Consider the following 20,164-nt stretch of genomic DNA (forward strand, 5'->3'; position numbering starts at 1 on the left):
GTTACTTCGGAACAGAGTTCCGAGCGAGGATCACCTCGGCGATCACCGCATCGGAAAAGACGGGCCAAGCCTCCCGTGCCCAGTCGCCGAAATTCTCGTCGCTCAAAGCGATACTCGCCACCCCTAATTCGGGATCGATCCACAGAAATGTTCCGGACTGCCCGAAATGGCCATAGGTACCTGCGGAATTCGCCCCGCCGGTCCAATGCGGGGATTTCCCGTCGCGAATCTCGAATCCCAGCCCCCAGTCGTTGGGACGCTGCGATCCGTAACCGGGCAGCACACCGTTGAGCCCGGGAAACTGGACCGAGGTGGCCGCGGCGTGCATCGGCGCCGAAACCAGCTGGGGATCCAGCAGTTCCGCGGCGAAGCGGGCCAGATCCGCCGCCGTGGACCGGCCCGCATGCCCGGCCGAACCGGTCAGCACCGAGGCTTTCATTCCGAGTGGCTCGAATACCGCCTCCTGCAGGTAGTCCGGGAATGCGATACCCGTCTGCTCGGCGACGAAAGCCGCGAGCACTTCGAAACCCGCACTGGAGTAGATCCGTCGCGTGCCGGGGGCGGCGAGGATATCGGTGGTATCGAAGGCGATGCCGGAGGTGTGCGCCAGCAGATGCCGGACGGTAGCTCCCGGTGGGCCCGCGGGCTGATCGAGTTCGATCGCCCCCTCCTCCACCGCGACCAGCACCGCGTAGGCGACCAGCGGCTTGGTCACGGAGGCGAGCGGGAAAACCCGCTCCACATCGCCCGCCATCCGCTCGCCGTCCCGGGTGACGACACCCGCCGCCGCATGCCGAACCGGCCAATCCCTGATCTGCTCGAGTGCACGCACGAATCGAGCCTACGAGACGCCGGGACCGGGCGGCCCCGCACCTTCCTCACCCGAAACTCGGTACCGCCGGTACCATCAACTGATCATGAGCACACAGCCCACCGTCCACGGCGAGGTGGCGGCCGGATTCGGCCCCGTCGCCGACGCCTTCCGCCGCAACTTCACTCAGCACGGTGAAATCGGCGCCGCCGTGGCCGTTTACGCGGGCGAGCGCCCCGTGGTGGATCTATGGGCGGGCCATCGCGACCGACACGCGACGCTGCCGTGGGAGCGCGACACGATCGTTCCGGTCTTCTCCTCGACCAAGGGCATGGCCGCCTTCGTGGTCGCCCGGGCGGTATCGAAGGGGCTGCTGGACTACGACGAGCCGGTCGCGAAGTACTGGCCGGAGTTCGCCGCGCAGGACAAGGGCGTGGTCACGGTGCGTCAGCTGATCGATCATCAGGCCGGACTGTCGGGGCTCGACAGCGTGGTGCGACTGCCCCAGATCGCCGATCTCGATGGTCTCGCAACGATTCTCGCCGCCCAGCGGCCCGCGTGGCGGCCGGGGACGCGACACGGCTATCACGCGATCACCCTCGGCCTGTACCAGGGCGAGTTGGTGCGGCGCGTGGATCCCGAACACCGCACGCTCGGGCGGATTTTCGCCGAGGAGATCGCCGCGCCGCTCGATCTGGATTTCTTCATCGGGCTGCCTGCCGAGCAGAGCATGGACCGGATCGCCACCCTGTCGGCCACCGAGGGCATGGACATCCTGCGCTACGAGCGCGATATTCCGGTGCGGATCGGTGCCGAGATCTTCGCCAAACGCGGGCTTTCCCATGCGGCGCTGACCAATCCGCGCATCGGCGCGCCGGCGCGCGCGAGCCGGCGCGAACTCCTCGAACTCGAGATGCCGGGTTCCAATGGTGTCGGCAATGCCCGGTCACTGGCCAAGGTGTACGGCGCGGCGGCCGCGCGGACCGGCGCGCTCCCGATCGACGACAGCGTGCTCGATCAACTCGCCGCCCCGGCCGCCGACGACGTACCCGCCGACGACCTGGTGCTGCACACCAAATCCCGCTACCACCTGGGCTTCCGCAAGTCCCGCGGCTCGTTCCGCTTCGGCTCCGACCAGCACGCCTACGGCACCACCGGCCTCGGCGGCTCCTTCGGATTCGCCGATCCGACAACCGGATTCGGCTTCGGCTATGCGATGAACCGCCTCGGCCTCGCCGTCCTCGACGATGTCCGCAGCCGGAACCTGCGCGAGGCGCTACTGCGCTGCACCGCCTGATACCGGGGTGATGCCGAGCGGAAGGGGCACGTCAGCCTCTACCCGATCCCGGACGGCGACACCGCATTCGAGCGGGCGATCGAGCCGTACCGGGCGGGTAAGGGGACGTTGAGATTTCCGCTCGGCAAGCCGGTTCCGTGCGAGCTGATCACGCAGGTCGCGACCAGGCTCGCCGAGCGGTGCCCGGGCGGTTACCAGTCGGCCTCGGTGTACTTGATGATGCCGCGAATGTTCTTGCCGTCCAGCATGTCCTGGTAGCCCTGGTTGATCTGCTCCAGGGAGTACTGGCGGGTCACCATATCGTCGAGGTTCAGCTGACCCGACTTGTACAGCGAAAGCAGGTGCGGGGCGTCCTGGCGGGCATTGCCACCGCCGAAGATGCAGCCCTTGACGGTCTTCTGCAGCATGGACAGCAGGAAGCTGTTCAGCTTGACGTCGCTCTCGTCCATGCGCCCCATGGAGGTGACGACCAGGGTGCCGGCCTTCGCGGTGAGGATCAGCCCCTCCTCGATGTACTCGCCGTGCATCTCACCCATGGTGAGGATGACCTTCTGCGCCATCCGCCCCTCGGTGGCCTCCATCAGCGGCATGATCGCGGCGGCCATGCTCTCGTAGGTGTGCGTCGCACCGAACTTCTGCGCCTGCTCGCGCTTCCACGGGTTCGGGTCGATGGCGACCACCTTGGACGCACCGGAGAGCACCGCGCCCTGCAGCGCGCTCATGCCGACACCGCCGATGCCCGCGATCACCACGGTCTCGCCCGGCTTGACCTCGGCGACGTGGGTGGAGGAGCCGAAGCCGGTGGGGACACCGCAGCCGACGAGGCAGGCGACCTCGAAGGGAATGCTCGGGTCGATCTTGACGACCGAGGTGTGGTGCACCGTCATATACGGCGCGAAGGTGCCCAGCAGGCACATCGGGATGACGTTCTCGCCACGCGCCTGGATACGGTAGGTGCCGTCGCTGATGGCCTGGCCCATCAGCAGTCCGGCGCCCAGGTCGCACAGTGCCATATTGCCGCTCACACACGCCGGACAGCGTCCGCACGCGGGAATGAACGACAGGATCACGTGATCGCCGACCTGCAGATCGGCGGGGCAGTTCGGCCCGAGCTTGGTGATCACGCCCGCGCCCTCGTGGCCGCCCATGACGGGGAAGGCCGGCATCGGTGTCGCACCGGTCACGATGTGGTGATCCGAGTGGCACATACCGGCGGTTTCCATCCGGATCTGAACCTCACCGGATACCGGATCGCCGACCTCGATCTCCTCCACCGACCATTCCTGGTCGATCCCCCACAGGATCGCGCCTTTCGTCTTCATTCCTGCCGACCTCTCGCATGCACGGGCTTCTATGTGACTGCACCCACAGTACGAGAAAACTGTAACGCGTTCTAGTACCGGATCGGAAATTCGTCCACAAGGGTTGCCAAGACCGTCGAACGAGTTCCAGTTCTATCCGGCCCTACCGCTGCTCGGTTCCGATATTGCCCGACTTCAGCCGCGCACGTCGTGCACATGGTGGATTACGTCGTGCACGAAGTAGGACGCCAGGGATTCGACGGTGAAGACCGAGCCGTCGCTGCGCCGCACCGGTTTGTCGAGGTCGGCGGCGGACACCGATTCGAAGGCGCGCGCGACCGCATCGGCCGCATCGGTCAGTTCGCTGGCGACCCTGTTCGGATCCTGCTGGTCGTATCGATCGGCCATGGCCGTCACGTCCTGATCCCAGTTCGAGAACACCGGGATGCCGTCGGCGGTCTCGGTGGCGTCGAGCCCCTTCGCATCGAAGGCGGGGACCTGCGGATCCACCGCTTCGGTGCGCGCCGCGATGGCCGCGCGGTAGACGAAGATGCGGCAGACGTCGCGAACATGGGCGGCGTATTCGAGCGCCGACCAGGTCGAGTCGTCCGGGCGCACGGCGGCGTCGGGCCGCTCGAGGGTTGCCGCCAGGCGGCCCGCGTATTCGCGGGCCACCCCGGGCACGGCCGCATAGGTGATGGCCGCTGGGTCGAATCCACATTCGGGACAGGGCCGTTCGAGGACCCAGGTCCAGTTCTTCACGTCGGGAACGATAGGCATGCGGCAACCCTAGGCTGGCTGGATATTTTCAGCGACAGAAATCCAGCCAGTCATCGACAAGATTCCGACAGGTGACCGCGGCGAACCGGTCCGCTCATTCCATCAGACGATGCGCCCGCTCGAACAGCTCCAGCGTGATGGCATGCAGAAAGTCACCGACCTGCTCGGGCGCCTTTCCCGCGAATGCGCGAGCATGCGTGCCCTCCAACACGATTCCCAACTTGAAGCAGGCCAGCACCGTGTACCAGGTGGCATTGCTCAGGTCGCGGTCGGAGAACTTGCCGTAGTGCGCGATCATCTCCTCCGGTGTCGGCAGACCGCCGACGGCGCCGAGCTTGCCGACCAGCGCCGCGCCGGTGGTGCCGGGCTCCGGACGGGTGGCGATCTGCCAGCCGAGGTCGAGCAGCGGGTCGCCGATGGTCGACATCTCCCAGTCGACCATCGCGGCCACTTCCGGACCGTCATAGGAGAACATCATGTTGGCCAGGTGACAGTCGCCGTGCAGGATGCCGGGCGTCCATTGTGCGGGGCGATTGCGATCCAGCCAGTCCCCGACCTGCTGTACGCCCGGAATCTCCGGACCCGGATAACCCGCATTGGCCGAATATGATTCGAGTTCGCCGAGCCAGCGCGGCACCTGACGTTCCAGGAAGCCGTCGGGTTTGCCGTAATCCTGCAGGCCGAGCGCCTGATAGTCGAGGGCGCCGAGACGGGCGATGGCCTCCACCGCGGACAGGCCCATCTGCCGCCGGATCTCCGGATCGCCCGCATGCAATTGCGGCAATTCGTTCTGCGGGTTGAATCCGGTAATGGGCTCCATGAGGTAGAAGACCGCGCCGAGCACCGATTCGTCCGGGCAGGCCGCGATCACCTTCGGGGCGCGCACGCCGGTGCCATCGAGCGCGCCGAGCAGTCTGGCCTCGCGGCGGATCACGTCATTGCTCTTGGCCCGCAGATGCTTCGGGCCGCGGCGCAGCACATAGTCCCGACCGCCGCGGGCGAAGTGCAGCATGATGTTCTGCGTGCCACCGCCGAGTGCGGTCACATTCTCGAATGCGCCACCGGGCAGCCCCTGCTCCTCCATCCAGGTACCGACGACGGCGAAGTCGACGACGTCTCGATCCACATCCACCGGTTGCGCAATAGACATGCCCCACATTGTGCACCACACGGTCCGCCGAACTGACGGCAGATGACAACAGTTTGCTTCGACCGGCGCGGCGTAGGGTTCTGGGCACGATGCGCACGCTCTTGATCGACAATTACGACTCGTTCACCTACAACCTGTATCAGCTGATCAGTGAGGTGAACGGGGAAGAGCCCACGGTCGTGCGCAATGACGAGGTCGGCGATGTCGGACAGCTGCGGCTGGAGCGCTTCGACAATGTCGTCATCTCCCCCGGTCCGGGCCGCCCGGACGTCACCCGGGATATCGGCATCTCGGCTGCGGTGATCCGGGAGACCGAACTGCCATTGCTCGGCGTCTGTCTCGGACATCAGGCGCTGGTCGTCGCGGAGGGCGGCATCGTGACCACCGCGCCCGCCGCGCGGCACGGATATCTCGATCACATCGAGCACGACGGCAATGACCTGTTCGCCGGGCTCCCCGAAGGTTTCACCGCGGTGCGCTACCACTCGCTGGCCGCCGAACGACCGCTGCCGGACAGTCTCGAGATCACCGCCGTCGCGGCCGATGGCGTGATCATGGGTGTGCGGCATCGGAGCAAACCGCAGTGGGGGGTGCAGTTCCATCCCGAATCGATAGCCAGCGAATACGGTGCGGCATTGCTCGGCAATTTCGCGAAACTCACTGCGGGCCATCGCATTCGGTCGAGCATCGTCGCGCCGTTCGAACATGCCGAGCCGTTGTCGGGCGGTAGACACGAGTACCGGGAATCGCGGCGGTCCTGGCAGCTGCGGCATTCGGTTATCGAGCGGGCGATCGATACCGAGGCCGCGTTCGTTCGGCTATATGGTGACTCCCCCACCGCATTCTGGCTCGACAGCGAGCACATCGAACCGGGGCTGGATCGGTTCTCCTTTCTCGGTGATGCGAGTGGGCCGCTGGCCGAGGCGATTCGCTATCGGGTCGGCGAGAATGTGGTGACGGTCGAATCCTCGGACGGCAATCGGCGAACCGTACCCGGCGGGATTCTCGACTATCTGGCCGGGCAGTTGCATTTGCGGCATACCGAATTACCCGATCTCCCTTTCGATTTCGCGTGCGGATACGTCGGGTATCTGGGTTATGAGGTGAAGGCCGATTGCGGGGCGAATGCCGCGCATCGCGCCGCGACGCCGGACGCGCAGTGGATCTTCGCCGACCGGATCGTGGTGGTCGACCATGTCGCCGGGCGGACCCATCTGCTCGCGCTCACCGATCCGGCGCCGGAAGCCCTTCGGGCGGGCGCGGATTGGTTGCGCGATACCCGCGAGATCCTGGAATCCCTGCCGACGTGGGTGAATCCGCAGACGCTCGAGGTGTTCTCCGATACCGCCGCCGTCGCACCGCTTTTCACCCGTGGGCGGGAGCGGTATCTCGCCGATATCGCCGTCTGTCAGGAGCGGCTGCACGCGGGCGAATCCTACGAAATCTGCATTACCGACAGCGCGTCCATGGTGGCGACCGAAGCCGATGGCCTCGATTTCTACCGCACCCTGCGCCGCTGCAATCCAGCCCCGTACGCGGCATATCTGCGCTTCGACGATCTCGAGATCGCCTGCTCCTCACCGGAACGCTTCCTCAAGGTCGATCGGGCCCGGACCGTGGAAAGCAAGCCGATCAAGGGCACCGCGCCGCGCGGGTGCACCCCCGCCGAGGACGAGCGGTTGCGCCGCGAACTGGCCGATAGCCCCAAGACCAGGGCCGAGAACCTGATGATCGTCGATCTGCTGCGCAATGACCTCGGCCGGGTCTGCCAGATCGGCAGTGTGCACGTGCCGAAATTGATGGCCACCGAGACGTATACGACCATGCACCAATTGGTTTCCACCGTGCGCGGCACGCTGCGTCCGAATGTCGACGTCATCGATTGTCTCCGTGCGTGTTTTCCCGGCGGCTCGATGACCGGGGCGCCGAAATTGCGGACCATGGAGATCATCGACGAACTGGAAACCGAAGCGCGCGGAATCTATTCGGGCACCATCGGCTTCCTCGGGCTGGCGGGCACCGCCGACCTCAATATCGTCATCCGCACCGCCGTCCGCCACGACGGACGCTGGCGCATCGGCGCTGGTGGCGCCATCGTCCTGGATTCGGATCCCGAGGACGAATACCACGAAACCCTCCTCAAAGCCGCCGCCACATATCGCGCCACCCCGCGGTGAGCACCCGTGCGCCCGCAATGCGACGGGCAGTCCCCTCCGGCGGGACAGTCTGCGCCGAATCAGGCACCGGGCGCGCCTGCGGCGCCTGCCCCGTTGTATCCGGATGTGGTGGCGGCGCTGTCGGCGGGGACGATTGCGTTCGGTGTGTTGACGATGTCGGCTCGGGCGTCTCGTATCCGCATGCCCGCTCGGGCTTCGCGCCCGCTCCGCGCGTGCAGAATCCCGAGAACGGTTCTGCTGTTACCTGCGGCGGCCGCGTTTCGGGGGTTCGGGGGCGGGCGGGGGCTCGGGGGTTCTGCCGGTGAGGCGGCGGCCGAGGAGGGAGACGCCGGGGAGCTTGGCAAGGGTGGCGAAGACGTCTTCGCCGAGGCCGATCATTGCCTCCAAGCGGGGCAGCAGTCGGTCGTAGGCGGCCAAGGCCGGGTCGGCCAGCGCCAGGGTGCGGTCGAGGCGATCGATGGTGGAATTGAGCCGGTCGACGGCGATCGAGAGGTTCTCGAGCAGATCCGGTAATTGGGCCGCCAACTGCGCCGAGGCCGGTGGCAGCCGCACCGCGGCATCGAAAGCATGACCGGCCGTCAGTTGCGCGGCATCCAACGCCTGCACCGCCGCCGACTGCGCGGTCTCCACCGCGGACTGCGCGGCAGCCAGAATGTCGCTGGGACTCGGCACCCGCCCAACCGGCACTTTCGGAGTCGAACCCTTCCGACCCGCTCGCTTCGGCGTAGTCATACCCCCTACTCTGCCGCACCCGAACTACCTCCGACCGCAAATCCCCAACCGATCGGTCTGTGTCGCCGCCCGGCCCGCAAAACACACGGCTGGTCCGCGCCGTGCGATCGGCACGCCAGCCCGCGACTACTGGACGAGCACGCCACCGGCGACGGGCCGAGCCGGTTTGCTGCCTCGCGGGCTGCGGGCTGCGGGCTGCGGGCGAGGCGGCGCAGTGGGTGCCGTACGAGGCGAGCCACCCGCTAGAGTTCGGGGTGCAGGCCGAGCCGGTCGTCGATCCGGTGTACCCGCGACGCCTCGATGGCAGTGCTGCGGTGCAGCCCGGAGTAGCAGTCGTCGGTATCGGTACTACCGGACCGGATCCGGCCGCACCGCAGATTTCGTGTCCGCCGAATCGCACCATCCGTCCGATGCCGACACCTTTGTCGATGCTCGTCACAGCTACCTCCACAACCACTAAGGGACGACCATCGACAGCCCGGCATTGCCCTGCTGACGACGAGCTTGCGCTGGTCGGGTAGCGGCGCGGTATTGCGGCCATGGCGGGCATGCTCGCTGTGTACAGGTGCGCCCGAGTCGCCTATTCGCTCGCATCGCCGAACCAAGGGATGGGCACGTTCGGCGTGTCGGACCTTCGTGGCATAGTTCGAGCACGATGAAACTGAGCAAAGGTGCCAATGCGCCGGTACCGACTTCCCTTCTTGCCGTGGTCATTTCATGGCGGTCGGAGCATGCGTTGGATGCGCATGCGCTGTTGCTGGCCGAGGCGGGGGCGGTGCGCACCGATCGGGATCTGGTGTTCTTCAATGCACCCCGGCATATGTCGCAGGCGGTGACGCTCGATCAGCAGCCCGCGCCGGGTACCGCGCGACTGAGCGTCTCGCTACCGCGCACCGAAGCGGAGGTGGCGCGCATTGTCGTCGCGGGATCGATCGACGACGGAACCTTCGGCGATATCACGGGTTTGACCCTCACCATCGAAGCTGCCGACGGACCGATCGCCCGGTTCGATATCACCGATACCGATGCGGTGGCCGCGATGATGTTCGGCGAGTTCTACCGCCGCGACGGCCAGTGGCGCTTTCGCGCGATCGGACAGGGCTGGGCCAGCGGACTCCCCGGACTGGTCACCGAATTCGGGGTCACCGTCGACGATCCCGCCGAGCCGGAACCGGACCGCCCGCGCTCGGCCCCGCCGGACCTTCCGCAGCACCGATCATCCACCTCCCCAGCGCGGCATCGTGTTTCCGTGGGCGGACCGACCGATGCCGCCCGCCCTCGGCAGCTCCACCACCCCACGCCCTCGGACCAGGACGACCAGCTCGGCCGAAGCCGGCCGGTCGACCTCGATCGCAGACGCCACGAAGTCGATCCGCCGCTGCCACCACCGCCGAATCCCGAACGCGCGGACTGGCATTCCGATCCCGAGCAACCCTCCCGTATGCGTTGGTGGGACGGAGCCGAATGGACGAGCGCCATGCGTGCGCGCCCGCAACCCGGCCCACGCGACTGTGCACGGTGCGGAAATCCCCGACGGCGCAAGCTGTTCGGCGGGCTGGCCCCGTGTGAACGCTGCGAGAGTGAAATCGATGAATTTCTGACGCACTGGCACACCCAGGCTTGGCGGGTACTCACCACGTTCGGGCCGCGTGGCGCGGAATGGGCGGAGCTGTGGGCGTCGCTGCGGTATCAGCGGATCGACGAGGGGTTGGGGCGGGCGGCTCTGCGGGATGTCGCGCTCACCTATGTGGAGCGACTTGTCGCCTTCGCCTACGCGGATGGGGAGATAGCGCAGGCCGAATACGAGGCATTCGAGTACACGATCGAGGAGTTGGCGCTCAGCGGACCGCTGGTCGAGGATCTGCGCAGGCGAATGCATCGCGGCCACACCCTGTCCAGGTTGCGCGGCGGAGATCTGCCGGTGGTCCGAACGCCCGGTCTGCACCTGGATCCGGAGGAGAAGGTGCACTTGGATCTGCCCGCGGTACACGTCCGCCAGCTCGCCAGGGGGCCGAGGCTCACCGATGGCAGGCTGATCGCCAGCAATAAGAAGCTGCGGTTCGTCGGCGCCGACACCGGTACCGAATTGCCGTGGAACCGGGTGGTTTCGGTGCGGGTCGAACAGCGCACGGTGGTCATCGCGGCGACCTCGGCGCGCGGTGGCGCCACCTTCGATGTGGACGATCCGGATTACGTCGCGGCCGCCCTGGAGGGCGCGCTGCGGGTCGCCAAACGCCTGATCCTCACCCCGGGCCAGCGCGACACCCGCAGCATCCCCCAGGAGGTCAAGGCCGAAGTGTGGCAGCGCGACGGCGGCAAATGCGTCGAATGCGGCGACGGCCACTATCTCGAATTCGACCACATCATCCCGCTCAGCCGCGGCGGCGCGACCAGCGCGACCAACCTGCAGATCCTCTGCCGCGCCTGCAACCGAGCCAAAGGCGCGCGAATCTGACCGCGCCGCCGCAATCCGGGTCGATCGCGGGCAACCGGCAGGATCTGCTGCCATCAGGCCGATACCGCACGCATGCGCGCACCGGAACACCGGTGTGGCGAATCAGGCATATGCGATGAAGCACGTTGAGCCGCGTACCGTGTCGCCGTAGCGTGCGACATACCGAACAAGGCCGTTTGGAGGGAGTGCGATCATGCGGGTTGCGGTAGTCGGCGGAACCGGGGTGTTGGGGACCGCCGTGGTGCGGGAGCTCAGCACCCGCGGACATGAGGTTCGGGTGGTGAGCCGGACCGCACCGGCAGCTGGCGTGACGGAGCACCGGGCCGCCGATCTCGCCACCGGATCCGGACTGGAATCCGCATTGGACGGCTGCGATACCGTCGTCGACGCGGTGAGCGCCCGCCGCCGGACCCGATCGGTCATGGTGGACGGCGTGCGTCGGCTACTCGAGGCCGAGCGGCAGACGGGCATCGGCCACCACGTCGAGATCTCCATTGTCGGCTGCGATCAGGTGCCCATTGCCTACTACCAGGCGAAGGTGGCCCAGGAACAGGTGATCACCACGGGCGAGATTCCGTGGACGCTGTTGCGCGCCAGCCAATTCCATGAGCTCGTCACCGAAATCTTGGCGCTGCCAGCACGGTGGCGGATCGCCCCGCACACGACGGCGAAGGTGCAGCCGATCGATGTCAGCGCCGTCGCGACCCGGCTGGCCGACGCGGTGGACAACGGACCGGCCGGACGCATCCCCGATATCGCCGGGCCGTCCGTACACACCATCACCGAGCTGGTCGATATCTACCGAAACCACATCGGCCGCACGCTGTTTCCGCTGCCGGTGCCCATCCCGGGCCGGATCGGGCGGGCGCTGCGTTCCGGCGCCCTCTGTCTCGACGAGCACGGCGAGGCGATCGGCATCGGCTACGCCGAATGGCTGTCCCGGCTCACTCGCTGATCAATCCGGCGGTCCGCCCCAGATCCGCCAGCATCGCATCGAACAGAATCTCCGGATTCGACAGCGGAATCGGATAGTTCCCGAAGACCTCGAGCGTGACGTGCCCGTAGAGCCGGGCCCAGATCTGGATCATCAGATACGTCACGCCGAGATCGAGTTTTTCGGCGGGAAATTTCTGCCCGGACTCCGAAAGCGCTGCCAGCAGCTCGGTTTGGAACAGCACCAGATCATCGCGCAGCTCGGCCGGAATCACATCGGTCGGCGGCGTCACGACATCGTAGGTGGCCAGCAGCCGACCGGTCGCAGCCAGAAAGATCCGCCCGAACGGCTCATTGAACCGCCGCAGCATGCGCGCGCGGCCCGCTCCGGGCGAGGCGAACACCAGGGTGAATTCCCTGGTGTGCGCCAGCGCCCAGCGCCGGAAACCCTTGCAGATGGCGAAGAACTGCACCGCACCGTCATCGGGCAGCGTCGCGATCTGCTCGGACAGCTCGGACGCAAGGTCGGCACAGAACTCCAGGCGCAGGCTCTCCAGCAGGTCCTCGTGGGAGTTGTAATACCGGTACAGCGCGGGCGCGGTAATGCCGAGCTCGCGCGCGATGGCCCGCAGCGTGACCGCGTCGGGGCCATGGTCGACCAGCAGGGCGCGGGCCACCCGACGGATATCCGCATCCGATACCACCGGCGCCCGCCCCCGCGGCTTCGAGCTGTGCATAAGGGGATTCAAGCGTATTCGACTTCCCAGCGCTTGATCCCGTTCAACCAACCCGAGCGCAGCCGCACCGGATCGGAGACCTGCCGCAGGTTCGGCATGACATCGGCAATGGCGTTGAACATCAGATCGATCTGCAGCCGGGCCAGATTGGCGCCGACGCAGTAATGCGTGCCGGTGCCGCCGAATCCGACGTGCGGGTTGGGGTTGCGCAGCACATTGAAGGTGAACGGATCCTCGAAGCCGTCCTCGTCGAAATTGGCCGAGCTGTAGAACAGGCCGACCCGCTGCCCCTGCTCGATCGGCTGCCCGCCGATTTCGGTGTCCTGGGTGGCGGTGCGCTGGAATGCGGTCACCGGGGTGGCCCAGCGCACGATCTCGTCGGGCGCGGTGCGCGGACGCTGTTGTTTGTACAGCTCCCACTGCTCGGGGTTGTCGACGAAGGCCTTCATGCCGTGGGTGATCGAATTGCGGGTGGTCTCGTTGCCCGCGACCGACAGCAGGATCACGAAGAACGCGAATTCGTCCGAACCCAGATTCTCGCCGTTGATATCGGCGTTGATCAGCTGGGTGACGATGTCATCGGCCGGGCATTTGCGCCGTTCCTCGGCCATATTCCAGGCGTAGCCCATGACTTCGGCGGTCGCGGCGTGGTGGTTGCCGTCGAATTCCGGATCGTCGTAGGAGATCATCTGGTTGGTCCAGTCGAACAGCTTCTTGCGATCGTCCTGTGGCACGCCGATGAGCTCCGCGATGGCCTGTAGCGGCAGTTCGCAGGCGACCTGTTCGACGAAGTCGCCGCGGCCGGTCCGTTTGGCCTCGTGCACAATTCGGGCCGCGCGTTCGGTGAGCGCCGCGCGCAGGCTCTCCACCGCACGCGGGGTGAAGCCCTTAGAGATGATGCGGCGGGTCTTGGTGTGCTGCGGCGGATCCTGGTTCAGCAGCAGCATATTTCCGAGCATGTCGATCTGCTCACGGGTGGTTTCCTCGTTGAACCGGATGATCGCGGTGTTCTCGTGCGAGGAGAACACCTCCGGATTCTTCGAGATCTCCTTGATGTGGTCGAGCTTGGACACCACCCAGTAGCCGCCGTCGTCGAAGCCGCTGGCCCGCCCCGACTGCGCACACCACCAGACCGGCGCGGTCCGACGCAACTCGGCGAATTCGCGGATGGGCAGGCGGGTGGCGAGCAGATCGGGGTCGGTGAAGTCGAATCCTGCGGGAATCGCTGGCGTGGTCACGGCTATCTCCTACCGGTCTGACGTGGAGTGCAGACCTCACAACGCTCGGGATGGCAGCCGGCGGAGCCGGCGGGGCGGGCAAAAACTGTGTGGAACAGGTTCCTGGGGAGATAGAACCACACAACCAGGCCTTGTGAACAGTGTTTAGTAAAACCTGTTAACTGAATCTGCGGTTGCTACCCATTCACGCGACATATAAATAGCAATCGGCTATAGCCCTCTCTTTGATCGCTTATCGCGAAACGGTGGACGCGCCGCCGAGGACGGCCTGTAATGGGACTCGACCGGTTCGACTCCCTGTTCGGAGGTCCCCATGCCCAGCCTGTACGAGCACGCCGGTGGCGACGAGCCATTGCATCGCGTCGAAGCAGCCTTCTACGACAAGGTGCTGGCCGATCCGGTGCTGAAAACCCAGTTCACCGAACGCCGCCCGACCCACGTCGACCACCTCACCTGGTTCACCGCCGAATCCTTCGGTGGGCCGGACCGTTTCACCCGCGACCTCGGCTTCGACTACATCATCGCCGTGCATCGCGGCCTCGAGATCACCGACGAACAACGCGACCGATTCGCCCAGCTGTACGTGGCAGCGTTCGAAGAGGCGGGCCTGCTCGATGATCCGGCCTTCCGGGACGCGGTGCGCGAACATGCCGAGTTCGGCGCGCAGGTGGCACAACAGAATTCGCACGCCAAATCCGATGACGAACTGCACCCGATCCGCGCGGTGCCGCACTGGACCTGGGACGGCGAGGACTGACTACCGGAACACGCGCGCGAGCAGATCCTGTAGCAGCCGCGGCACGACCGCCTCGAGATCGGCCGTCTGGTCCTGGGGTGTGCCGCGGGTATGGGCCGCGACGGCGAAACCCGCGCCGAACGACGCCGAGGCCACCTCGAGCGGCCCGCTATCGGACCAGCCCCATTTGCTGCCCATGACCCCCGGCAGCCGCGCGGTCCCCCAATCCTGGGAGGTGCCGTCGGTGGCCTGCTCGCCCGCCGCGGCCATCCAATCGAAGATCGGGGAGCCGGGTTCGGTGCGCTGTTTGGCCGCCAGGAAGCTGGCCACATCGGCGGTGCTGGTGTACGACATACCCCAGACGGCACCCGATTTGGTGCCGGTCAAGTGGTACTCCGCGGCGATGGCGTCGATCGCCTGCGGATACTTGGCGCCCATGGCATCGGCCGCCGAGTCGTCGGAGTAGCGGATCATCCGCTCGGCCAATGCCAGATCCGCCACGCTGCCGTCGCCGTGGTGCAGCGCGTAGTCGACCATATAGAGCTTGACCAGCGACAATCCCGTGCGCGATTCGTATTCGTTCGCAGTGCCCCACTCGATACCCGGAACCACCGAACGGAACGAGAATGACGTGCGCGGCGGCACGCCCAAAGTCTCATCACCTATCGCATCCGCCACAGCACTCGGCGCGGCGAATACCAGCACCGCAACGGCGGCGACCGAAATCGGGAAAACCAAGCGGCCCATGATGTCTGGCCTCCTACGCCGCGACCGTCAGCACCGGCGGCCGCCAATGCGCGCTGATGGCAGCATCTCTCGGCGCATAGAGCCGCATGACGAGCGAGAACTGGCCCGCTGCCGGAATGGGCAGCCAGTTGCCCGTGGGCACGCTGGCACCCGGATCCTCATACTGCACAGCGAGATCGACCGAACCGTCCGAATTGGCCACCACCGGAGCCCGATGTCCGATCGCGTAGATATTCGCCGCATTCGGTACCAGGTAACCGTCGGCGTCGTAGGCGGTCAGCGACCAGAACGCATCGACCGGTGGGAGTTGTCCCGGTGGGAAGTGCAGCCGAAATTTGGTGGGCGTGCCATTGCGGTCGGCCTTGCCGAGCATGCCCGGGTAGATCGCGTCCCGCGACAGGTTGGCCCCCAAGCCGACCCACGCGATATTGGCCCGCAGCAGATAGTCGGTGCCGTAGGTGCCGACTCCGGGATTGAAGCGCCATCCGTTCTCGTTCACCATGGTCGGGTCGGTGTAGGCCGGAATCTCCTTCTTCGCCGCATCGGCCGCCGCGGTCAGCTGATCGTTCGAGATGCCGTGGACGCTGCCGCCCGGCCGAATGCCGATGGCGGCGAAGCGTTGCAGCGCCGGTTCATCCTCCGAACGTGGCGGATTCACCGCCATGACGGCGCACATTCGGGTGAAGAATGTCGCCGCGTCCATATCGAGCACCTGCTTCGGCGGCGGGACCACTGTGGGGCCCGTCGGGGTCGGGGTCGAGCGCGACGGCGTGTCCTTGCTTGAGGCCCATGCGCTGAGCGGCACCAGTCTCAGCTGTTGCTGTAGTGCCGTAACGGCAGCGATGTCATCGGAACCGTTGACCTGAATCCGCCCGAGCAACCACGCTGTCGGTGTCGGCACCGACAGCTCGATCATGGCATCGGGCACCGTGCCCAACCACTTCGGACCGGTGAGGAGATAGGTGAAGGGTGGGCCACCCGAGGTCACCTGCGGCCGAACACTACTCGGATCGTGCACGGTATTCGACCAGGCATCGAGCACCTGCATCAGCCAGTAGCGGCCCGGATCGATCGCGGGCACCTGCAATACCATCGGCTCCGCCGAAACATCCAGCCACGCCGTCGAATACAGGGTATCCAGGTTGTGTCGCACCACATCGCGGCGCTCCGGTGTCGGCAGCGCGGTGGCGTGCTGGAAGGTATTGACCGGGGCGATCGCTTCGGCCGCAGCCCGAGTGACGTCCATCACCACCAGCGGATAGCCGAAGACATAGGCGTCCTTGGCGATGGCCTCGACATCGCCGGAGGCCGGCGAGGTCGACTCGGACTTGTCCGAGGATTTCCCGCAGGCGGCCAGTCCGATACCGGCGGCGAGCCCGAGGACCGTCCGACGCGAGATCTGCGCCGGGGCAAGGATGGCACCGCAGTTATCCATGGCTCTCCTCGGTCATCCGACTCGGGTCAAACTCGGTGGTTTCCAGCCGCCGTCGAGCGCTCGGCCCTCGGGAACATAGAGGCGCAGCGCGAGCCGAAACGTCCCTGAGTCCGGAATCGGCAGCCAATTGCCATGTGGCACTTCATCTCCCGGATCCTCGGCCTGGATGGCCAGTTCCAGCGCACCGTCGGGCAGCGTGACGACCGGACGCTGGTGGCCGACCGAGAAGATGCCCGCCGCATTCGGCACCAGAAAGCGCTGCGCGGTATAGGCGGTCAGCGACCAGAAGGCGCGCGCGGGCGGGGTCTGCCCGGCGGCGAAGTGCAGCCGGTACCGACGCGGCGCGCCCTGCTCCCCCGCATTCGCGCTGATCTCCGGATAGACGACATCCTTGGGCAGATTCGCGCCGAGCGCGGTCCACGCGGTGGAGGCGCGCAACGCGTAGTCGGTGCCATAGGTACCGAGGTTGGTCGCGATATCCCAACCGTTCTCATGTCTGGCCTCGGGATTGGCGTAGTCCGGAATCTGCAATTGGCCCGCCGCGACGGCGGCATCGAGATCCGCGGCCGCAGTACCGTCCAGCGAGCCGCCGGGCCGGATGCCGATCGTCGAAAAGCGCCGCAGGGCAGGGATATCGGCGGCAGCTGGCGGATTGGTGCGCATCAGTTCGCAGAGCCGATCGAAGAAGGCGCGTCCGTCCATCCGCGCGACCTGCTGCGGCGCCGAGATCGGGGCCACCATATTCGGATCGATCTCCGGGATCGGTCGTTCACCGCGCTGCCAGGCGCTCAGCGGCGCCATGAACACCTGATGCTGCAATCTCTCGGCGGCGGCGAGATCGGCCTGATCGCGCAGTTCGATGCGACCGATCAACCATGCGGTCGCGGTGGGCATCGCCAGCGGAGTCAGGTCGTCCGGGAGCGGGCCCGACCAATCGGGGCCGGTGATCACATAGGTGTACGGCGCGGTATGCCCATTCTTCGCCTGGGGTGCCACACTGCTCGGATTGTGTGTCGTATTGGTCCAGGCGTCCATGATCTGCATCAGCCAGTACCGGTCGCCGTCCATCTCCGGAACCTGTAGCACCACCGGTTCGGCACGCAGATCGAGCCAGGCTGACGCATAAAGGGTGTCGACATTCGGCATGACCACCGAGTTCATCGTCGGATCGATCGAGCCGAAGGCGGCGATTCGATTCGCAGGCACGGCCGCGGTATTCGTCTGCAGCGTGGCATCGATGAGCATCAGTGGATAGCCGAAGATATAGGCGGCGGTCGCGATCGAACGCGAAGCGGCCGGCGACGCATCATCGGAGCCGCCGCCACCCCCGGAATCGGTCGATTTGCCGCACGCGGCCAGGCCCGTGCCCGCGACGGCACCGGCCAGCAGCACAGATCGCCGCGACACCTGGGTCATGGCCTTCTCCCTACTTTCCCGATCAGGTCGGACAACTTCGAGAGATCAGCCGGAGTATAGCCACAGATTTGCCATATATCGGGCAGGCGGCGGTCCAGCGCCGTGCCGCGATCAGCCGGTGCCGAGAATCGAATTCATGATGGTGCCCGCGCTGGTGGCGACCACACCGCCGATCATGGCTCCCGCCACCATCTTCGGCGATTCCAACGCGCCGCCGGTCCATTTCTCCCAGGCGAAGCGGCCACCGGCATAGATGATGCTCACTATTCCGGACAGCACGGCGAACCAGGTCAGATAGCGCACCAGCTGCAGCACCTTGTCCGAAAGGGGCGGAGCTTGCGGCGAGGGATTCTGGATCTGCGCGAGCGTGGCACAGGCGTCGCCGATCGACATCAGGATGATGCTCATCGTGTACTCCTCGACCATCACGCACTTTCCATCATCCCATCGTGATGTGGTCTGGCAAGGTCGGAAAGACGTGACTGCGCGGTCGCCGAGAAACCGATACCATCCTCGGTGAGCGAATTACACCCTTGTCCCGCATCCAGAATGAGCAATCCGAAATGATCCTGGCCACCGTTTACGACACTTGGGCGCAGATCGGCAATCCCACCCCCGAGGCCCCACCGGTGTCCGACAAGTTCCTCCAGATGGTCCGCTATCTGACCTGGTTCGTGCTGCTCGCTGGCATCACCGCCATCATCTACGCCGGTGGCCGCTTCGCCTGGGAGAAATGGACCGGCGGCGGGCTCGAATCGCCGAAGATGGTGGCCGGAGCCATGATCGGCGGCGTGGTCGCCACCAGCGCCGGCACCATCATGAACGCCGTTATCGGCTGAGCACGCGTCGACAGTTGCGCGCGAGCGTCTTTCGGTACGCCGAAGGGCTCAGCCGATGATGCCCGCCCGAGTTGCGGCGCGCAGCCAGTCCGGGAACTCACCGAGCAAGCGGGCGTAGAGCTGTGCGTCGTCCACCTGGTCGATGTCGTCGAGGGCGAAGAAGCCCGCATTGTCCACGACACGATCCGACATTTCGTCGAGGGTCCGCAGCAGGCCGTAGTTGGCCCTGCCGAGGCCGACGAACTGCCAGAAGGCGGGCAGCCGAGACGCATCGCGCATGAGTGCGGTGATTTCGCGTTTCTTGGCGAAGCCGCCGTCGGTGAAGAACAGCACCAGGGTCGGGGTGCCACCAGGGCGCAGTGAGGCGATGATGTCGCCCATGATCGGCAGTTCGTCATTGCGGCCGCCGATTCGGGCGTAGTCGATGCCCTGGTGGATGCCGGTGAGGTGCAGGAAGGTCTGGGCCCATGCGTCGCCGTGTTCGACGGTGATATCGGGCAGTTTCACGAAGGACAGGGCGTAGAGGTAGGCCTCCAGAGTGCCGTCCTCGTCGAGTTGGGTCGCCACCGGGATCATCCGCTGCACGACGCGGTGCACGACCTGTCTGCTGTATTGCCTGCTCATGCTGAGGGTCTTATCGATGACCAGAACGACTCGGGCACGAATCCCGAAGGCGTTCTTGGTGATCAGGACCTTGGCGACTTCGCGTTTGCGCAGGTCGAGGGTGGCGCGCTTGTCGAAGGAGAGTGCGGCCTCGCCGGGTACGGTGCGGACCTCGGGGGTAGTGGCCGTAGGTGTGGGAGGCGCGAGCGGGGCAGGAGGCGCTGGAAATCCCGACGGCGCAACGGCTGTGGATGCGACCGGCGCGGGTTCATCGTCGACGCTCACCCCGTGATCGGTGACCAGCGCGGCGAACCCACCCGCATAGCCCTGCCCGACCGCGCGGATCTTCCAGTCGGAATTACGCCGATAGAGTTCCACTGCGATGAGGACCGATTCGGTGCCGAGTCCATCGATCACGTACTCGTACAGGATGTTTCCGGATCCGGCGGCGATGGTGGCAACCGGTGGTGCGAATTGCCCGAAAGTTGCCGTGACATCGTCCAGCGTGATGACGACCCGAATTCGATCGATTTCCGCCGCTACCTCGGCCATGGAAACGACCAGCGCCGCAGGCGTTCCCGACCGCAACTCGACACCCGGCGCACACGGTTGGTTGAAGAAGACGAAGTCGGCATCGGTACGTACCCGGCCCGCATCGTTGACCAATAGCGCCGAAACATCGACCGCTGCCGCCGATCGCACCGAGACAACGACATTCGACACCGCAAGCGGGCCGTTCTGTCCCTTGACCAGTGATGTGCCCACCGCGACTCCTTG

At 66.0% G+C, this 20,164-nt stretch carries 18 protein-coding genes; 6 read left to right on the forward strand and 12 right to left on the reverse strand.

Annotation, left to right across the window (positions count from 1 at the left end):
• Window position 1: 1 nt before the first annotated feature.
• Window positions 2-832: a serine hydrolase domain-containing protein gene (locus ACQP0C_RS30620; protein ID WP_433725529.1), complete on the reverse strand. Its 831-nt coding sequence runs from the start codon at window positions 830-832 to the stop codon at window positions 2-4.
• Window positions 833-917: 85 nt separating this feature from the next.
• Between ACQP0C_RS30620 and ACQP0C_RS30625 the strand changes: the two genes are divergently transcribed.
• The gene (locus tag ACQP0C_RS30625; protein ID WP_433725531.1) at window positions 918-2,108 is read left to right on the forward strand and encodes a serine hydrolase domain-containing protein; all 1,191 of its coding nucleotides are present in this window, start codon (window positions 918-920) and stop codon (window positions 2,106-2,108) included.
• A gap of 191 nt (window positions 2,109-2,299) precedes the next feature.
• Here the strand turns inward: ACQP0C_RS30625 and ACQP0C_RS30630 are convergent, their stop codons facing one another.
• The 3 genes from ACQP0C_RS30630 to ACQP0C_RS30640 all read right to left on the reverse strand — a co-directional run bounded on the left by ACQP0C_RS30630 (window position 2,300) and on the right by ACQP0C_RS30640 (window position 5,339).
• Complete coding sequence (locus tag ACQP0C_RS30630; RefSeq protein ID WP_433679734.1) at window positions 2,300-3,430, reverse strand: NDMA-dependent alcohol dehydrogenase; 1,131 nt, start codon at window positions 3,428-3,430, stop codon at window positions 2,300-2,302.
• Window positions 3,431-3,604: 174 nt separating this feature from the next.
• Window positions 3,605-4,189: a DinB family protein gene (locus ACQP0C_RS30635; protein ID WP_433725533.1), complete on the reverse strand. Its 585-nt coding sequence runs from the start codon at window positions 4,187-4,189 to the stop codon at window positions 3,605-3,607.
• Between the two features lie 94 nt (window positions 4,190-4,283).
• Window positions 4,284-5,339: a phosphotransferase family protein gene (locus tag ACQP0C_RS30640; RefSeq protein WP_433725535.1), complete on the reverse strand. Its 1,056-nt coding sequence runs from the start codon at window positions 5,337-5,339 to the stop codon at window positions 4,284-4,286.
• Window positions 5,340-5,428: 89 nt separating this feature from the next.
• On the opposite strand from ACQP0C_RS30640, the gene pabB reads away from it, so the two are divergent.
• Window positions 5,429-7,516: an aminodeoxychorismate synthase component I gene (gene pabB / locus ACQP0C_RS30645; protein WP_433725537.1), complete on the forward strand. Its 2,088-nt coding sequence runs from the start codon at window positions 5,429-5,431 to the stop codon at window positions 7,514-7,516.
• Between the two features lie 240 nt (window positions 7,517-7,756).
• Here pabB and ACQP0C_RS30650 read toward each other — a convergent pair whose 3' ends face one another.
• Complete coding sequence (locus ACQP0C_RS30650) at window positions 7,757-8,248, reverse strand: hypothetical protein (RefSeq protein ID WP_433725539.1); 492 nt, start codon at window positions 8,246-8,248, stop codon at window positions 7,757-7,759.
• Between the two features lie 655 nt (window positions 8,249-8,903).
• Here ACQP0C_RS30650 and ACQP0C_RS30655 point away from each other — a divergent pair.
• Together ACQP0C_RS30655 and ACQP0C_RS30660 are read left to right on the forward strand one after the other, a co-directional pair.
• Window positions 8,904-10,703, forward strand: coding sequence for a TerD family protein (locus tag ACQP0C_RS30655; RefSeq protein WP_433725541.1), 1,800 nt, complete (start codon window positions 8,904-8,906; stop codon window positions 10,701-10,703).
• A gap of 193 nt (window positions 10,704-10,896) precedes the next feature.
• Window positions 10,897-11,658: an SDR family oxidoreductase gene (locus tag ACQP0C_RS30660; protein ID WP_433725543.1), complete on the forward strand. Its 762-nt coding sequence runs from the start codon at window positions 10,897-10,899 to the stop codon at window positions 11,656-11,658.
• Here the strand turns inward: ACQP0C_RS30660 and ACQP0C_RS30665 are convergent.
• The gene (locus tag ACQP0C_RS30665; RefSeq protein ID WP_433725545.1) at window positions 11,648-12,373 is read right to left on the reverse strand and encodes a TetR/AcrR family transcriptional regulator; all 726 of its coding nucleotides are present in this window, start codon (window positions 12,371-12,373) and stop codon (window positions 11,648-11,650) included. The two genes, ACQP0C_RS30660 and ACQP0C_RS30665, sit on opposite strands and share 11 nt — an antisense overlap.
• Window positions 12,374-12,381: 8 nt before the next feature.
• Window positions 12,382-13,611, reverse strand: a complete 1,230-nt coding sequence (locus ACQP0C_RS30670) for a cytochrome P450 (RefSeq protein WP_433725547.1) — start codon at window positions 13,609-13,611, stop codon at window positions 12,382-12,384.
• Window positions 13,612-13,924: 313 nt separating this feature from the next.
• Between ACQP0C_RS30670 and ACQP0C_RS30675 the strand changes: the two genes are divergently transcribed.
• Window positions 13,925-14,368 carry a group II truncated hemoglobin gene (locus ACQP0C_RS30675; protein ID WP_433725549.1) on the forward strand — a complete coding sequence of 148 codons (444 nt, stop codon included), beginning with the start codon at window positions 13,925-13,927 and terminating at the stop codon, window positions 14,366-14,368.
• Here ACQP0C_RS30675 and ACQP0C_RS30680 read toward each other — a convergent pair whose 3' ends face one another.
• From ACQP0C_RS30680 to ACQP0C_RS30695, 4 genes are all read right to left on the reverse strand, one after another.
• Window positions 14,369-15,094 carry a hypothetical protein gene (locus tag ACQP0C_RS30680; RefSeq protein WP_433725551.1) on the reverse strand — a complete coding sequence of 242 codons (726 nt, stop codon included), beginning with the start codon at window positions 15,092-15,094 and terminating at the stop codon, window positions 14,369-14,371. It lies immediately after the preceding gene.
• 13 nt (window positions 15,095-15,107) lie between these two features.
• Window positions 15,108-16,529, reverse strand: coding sequence for a DUF1254 domain-containing protein (locus ACQP0C_RS30685; RefSeq protein WP_433725553.1), 1,422 nt, complete (start codon window positions 16,527-16,529; stop codon window positions 15,108-15,110).
• A gap of 12 nt (window positions 16,530-16,541) precedes the next feature.
• Entirely contained in the window at window positions 16,542-17,945 is a 1,404-nt protein-coding gene (locus ACQP0C_RS30690; RefSeq protein ID WP_433725555.1) for a DUF1254 domain-containing protein, read from the reverse strand.
• A 111-nt stretch (window positions 17,946-18,056) separates the two neighbouring features.
• Window positions 18,057-18,353: a hypothetical protein gene (locus ACQP0C_RS30695; RefSeq protein WP_433725557.1), complete on the reverse strand. Its 297-nt coding sequence runs from the start codon at window positions 18,351-18,353 to the stop codon at window positions 18,057-18,059.
• Window positions 18,354-18,508: 155 nt separating this feature from the next.
• Between ACQP0C_RS30695 and ACQP0C_RS30700 the strand changes: the two genes are divergently transcribed.
• Window positions 18,509-18,784: a hypothetical protein gene (locus tag ACQP0C_RS30700; RefSeq protein ID WP_433685834.1), complete on the forward strand. Its 276-nt coding sequence runs from the start codon at window positions 18,509-18,511 to the stop codon at window positions 18,782-18,784.
• A gap of 48 nt (window positions 18,785-18,832) precedes the next feature.
• Here the strand turns inward: ACQP0C_RS30700 and ACQP0C_RS30705 are convergent, their stop codons facing one another.
• On the reverse strand, window positions 18,833-20,152 hold the full coding sequence (locus ACQP0C_RS30705) for a vWA domain-containing protein (protein ID WP_433725559.1): 1,320 nt from the start codon (window positions 20,150-20,152) through the stop codon (window positions 18,833-18,835).
• Between the last annotated feature and the right edge of the window lie 12 nt (window positions 20,153-20,164).

The organism is Nocardia sp. CA-129566 (assembly GCF_050956075.1).
In the GTDB taxonomy this organism is placed as follows: Bacteria; Actinomycetota; Actinomycetes; order Mycobacteriales; family Mycobacteriaceae; genus Nocardia.

Coding starts and splice junctions, on each gene's coding strand:
- ACQP0C_RS30625 (WP_433725531.1), top strand. CDS start 918: ATGAGCACACAGCCCACCGTCCACGGCGAGGTGGCGGCCGGATTCGGC.
- ACQP0C_RS30630 (WP_433679734.1), bottom strand. CDS start 3,430: ATGAAGACGAAAGGCGCGATCCTGTGGGGGATCGACCAGGAATGGTCG.
- ACQP0C_RS30635 (WP_433725533.1), bottom strand. CDS start 4,189: ATGCCTATCGTTCCCGACGTGAAGAACTGGACCTGGGTCCTCGAACGG.
- ACQP0C_RS30640 (WP_433725535.1), bottom strand. CDS start 5,339: ATGTCTATTGCGCAACCGGTGGATGTGGATCGAGACGTCGTCGACTTC.
- pabB (WP_433725537.1), top strand. CDS start 5,429: ATGCGCACGCTCTTGATCGACAATTACGACTCGTTCACCTACAACCTG.
- ACQP0C_RS30650 (WP_433725539.1), bottom strand. CDS start 8,248: ATGACTACGCCGAAGCGAGCGGGTCGGAAGGGTTCGACTCCGAAAGTG.
- ACQP0C_RS30655 (WP_433725541.1), top strand. CDS start 8,904: ATGAAACTGAGCAAAGGTGCCAATGCGCCGGTACCGACTTCCCTTCTT.
- ACQP0C_RS30660 (WP_433725543.1), top strand. CDS start 10,897: ATGCGGGTTGCGGTAGTCGGCGGAACCGGGGTGTTGGGGACCGCCGTG.
- ACQP0C_RS30665 (WP_433725545.1), bottom strand. CDS start 12,373: ATGCACAGCTCGAAGCCGCGGGGGCGGGCGCCGGTGGTATCGGATGCG.
- ACQP0C_RS30675 (WP_433725549.1), top strand. CDS start 13,925: ATGCCCAGCCTGTACGAGCACGCCGGTGGCGACGAGCCATTGCATCGC.
- ACQP0C_RS30680 (WP_433725551.1), bottom strand. CDS start 15,094: ATGGGCCGCTTGGTTTTCCCGATTTCGGTCGCCGCCGTTGCGGTGCTG.
- ACQP0C_RS30685 (WP_433725553.1), bottom strand. CDS start 16,529: ATGGATAACTGCGGTGCCATCCTTGCCCCGGCGCAGATCTCGCGTCGG.
- ACQP0C_RS30690 (WP_433725555.1), bottom strand. CDS start 17,945: ATGACCCAGGTGTCGCGGCGATCTGTGCTGCTGGCCGGTGCCGTCGCG.
- ACQP0C_RS30695 (WP_433725557.1), bottom strand. CDS start 18,353: ATGAGCATCATCCTGATGTCGATCGGCGACGCCTGTGCCACGCTCGCG.
- ACQP0C_RS30700 (WP_433685834.1), top strand. CDS start 18,509: ATGATCCTGGCCACCGTTTACGACACTTGGGCGCAGATCGGCAATCCC.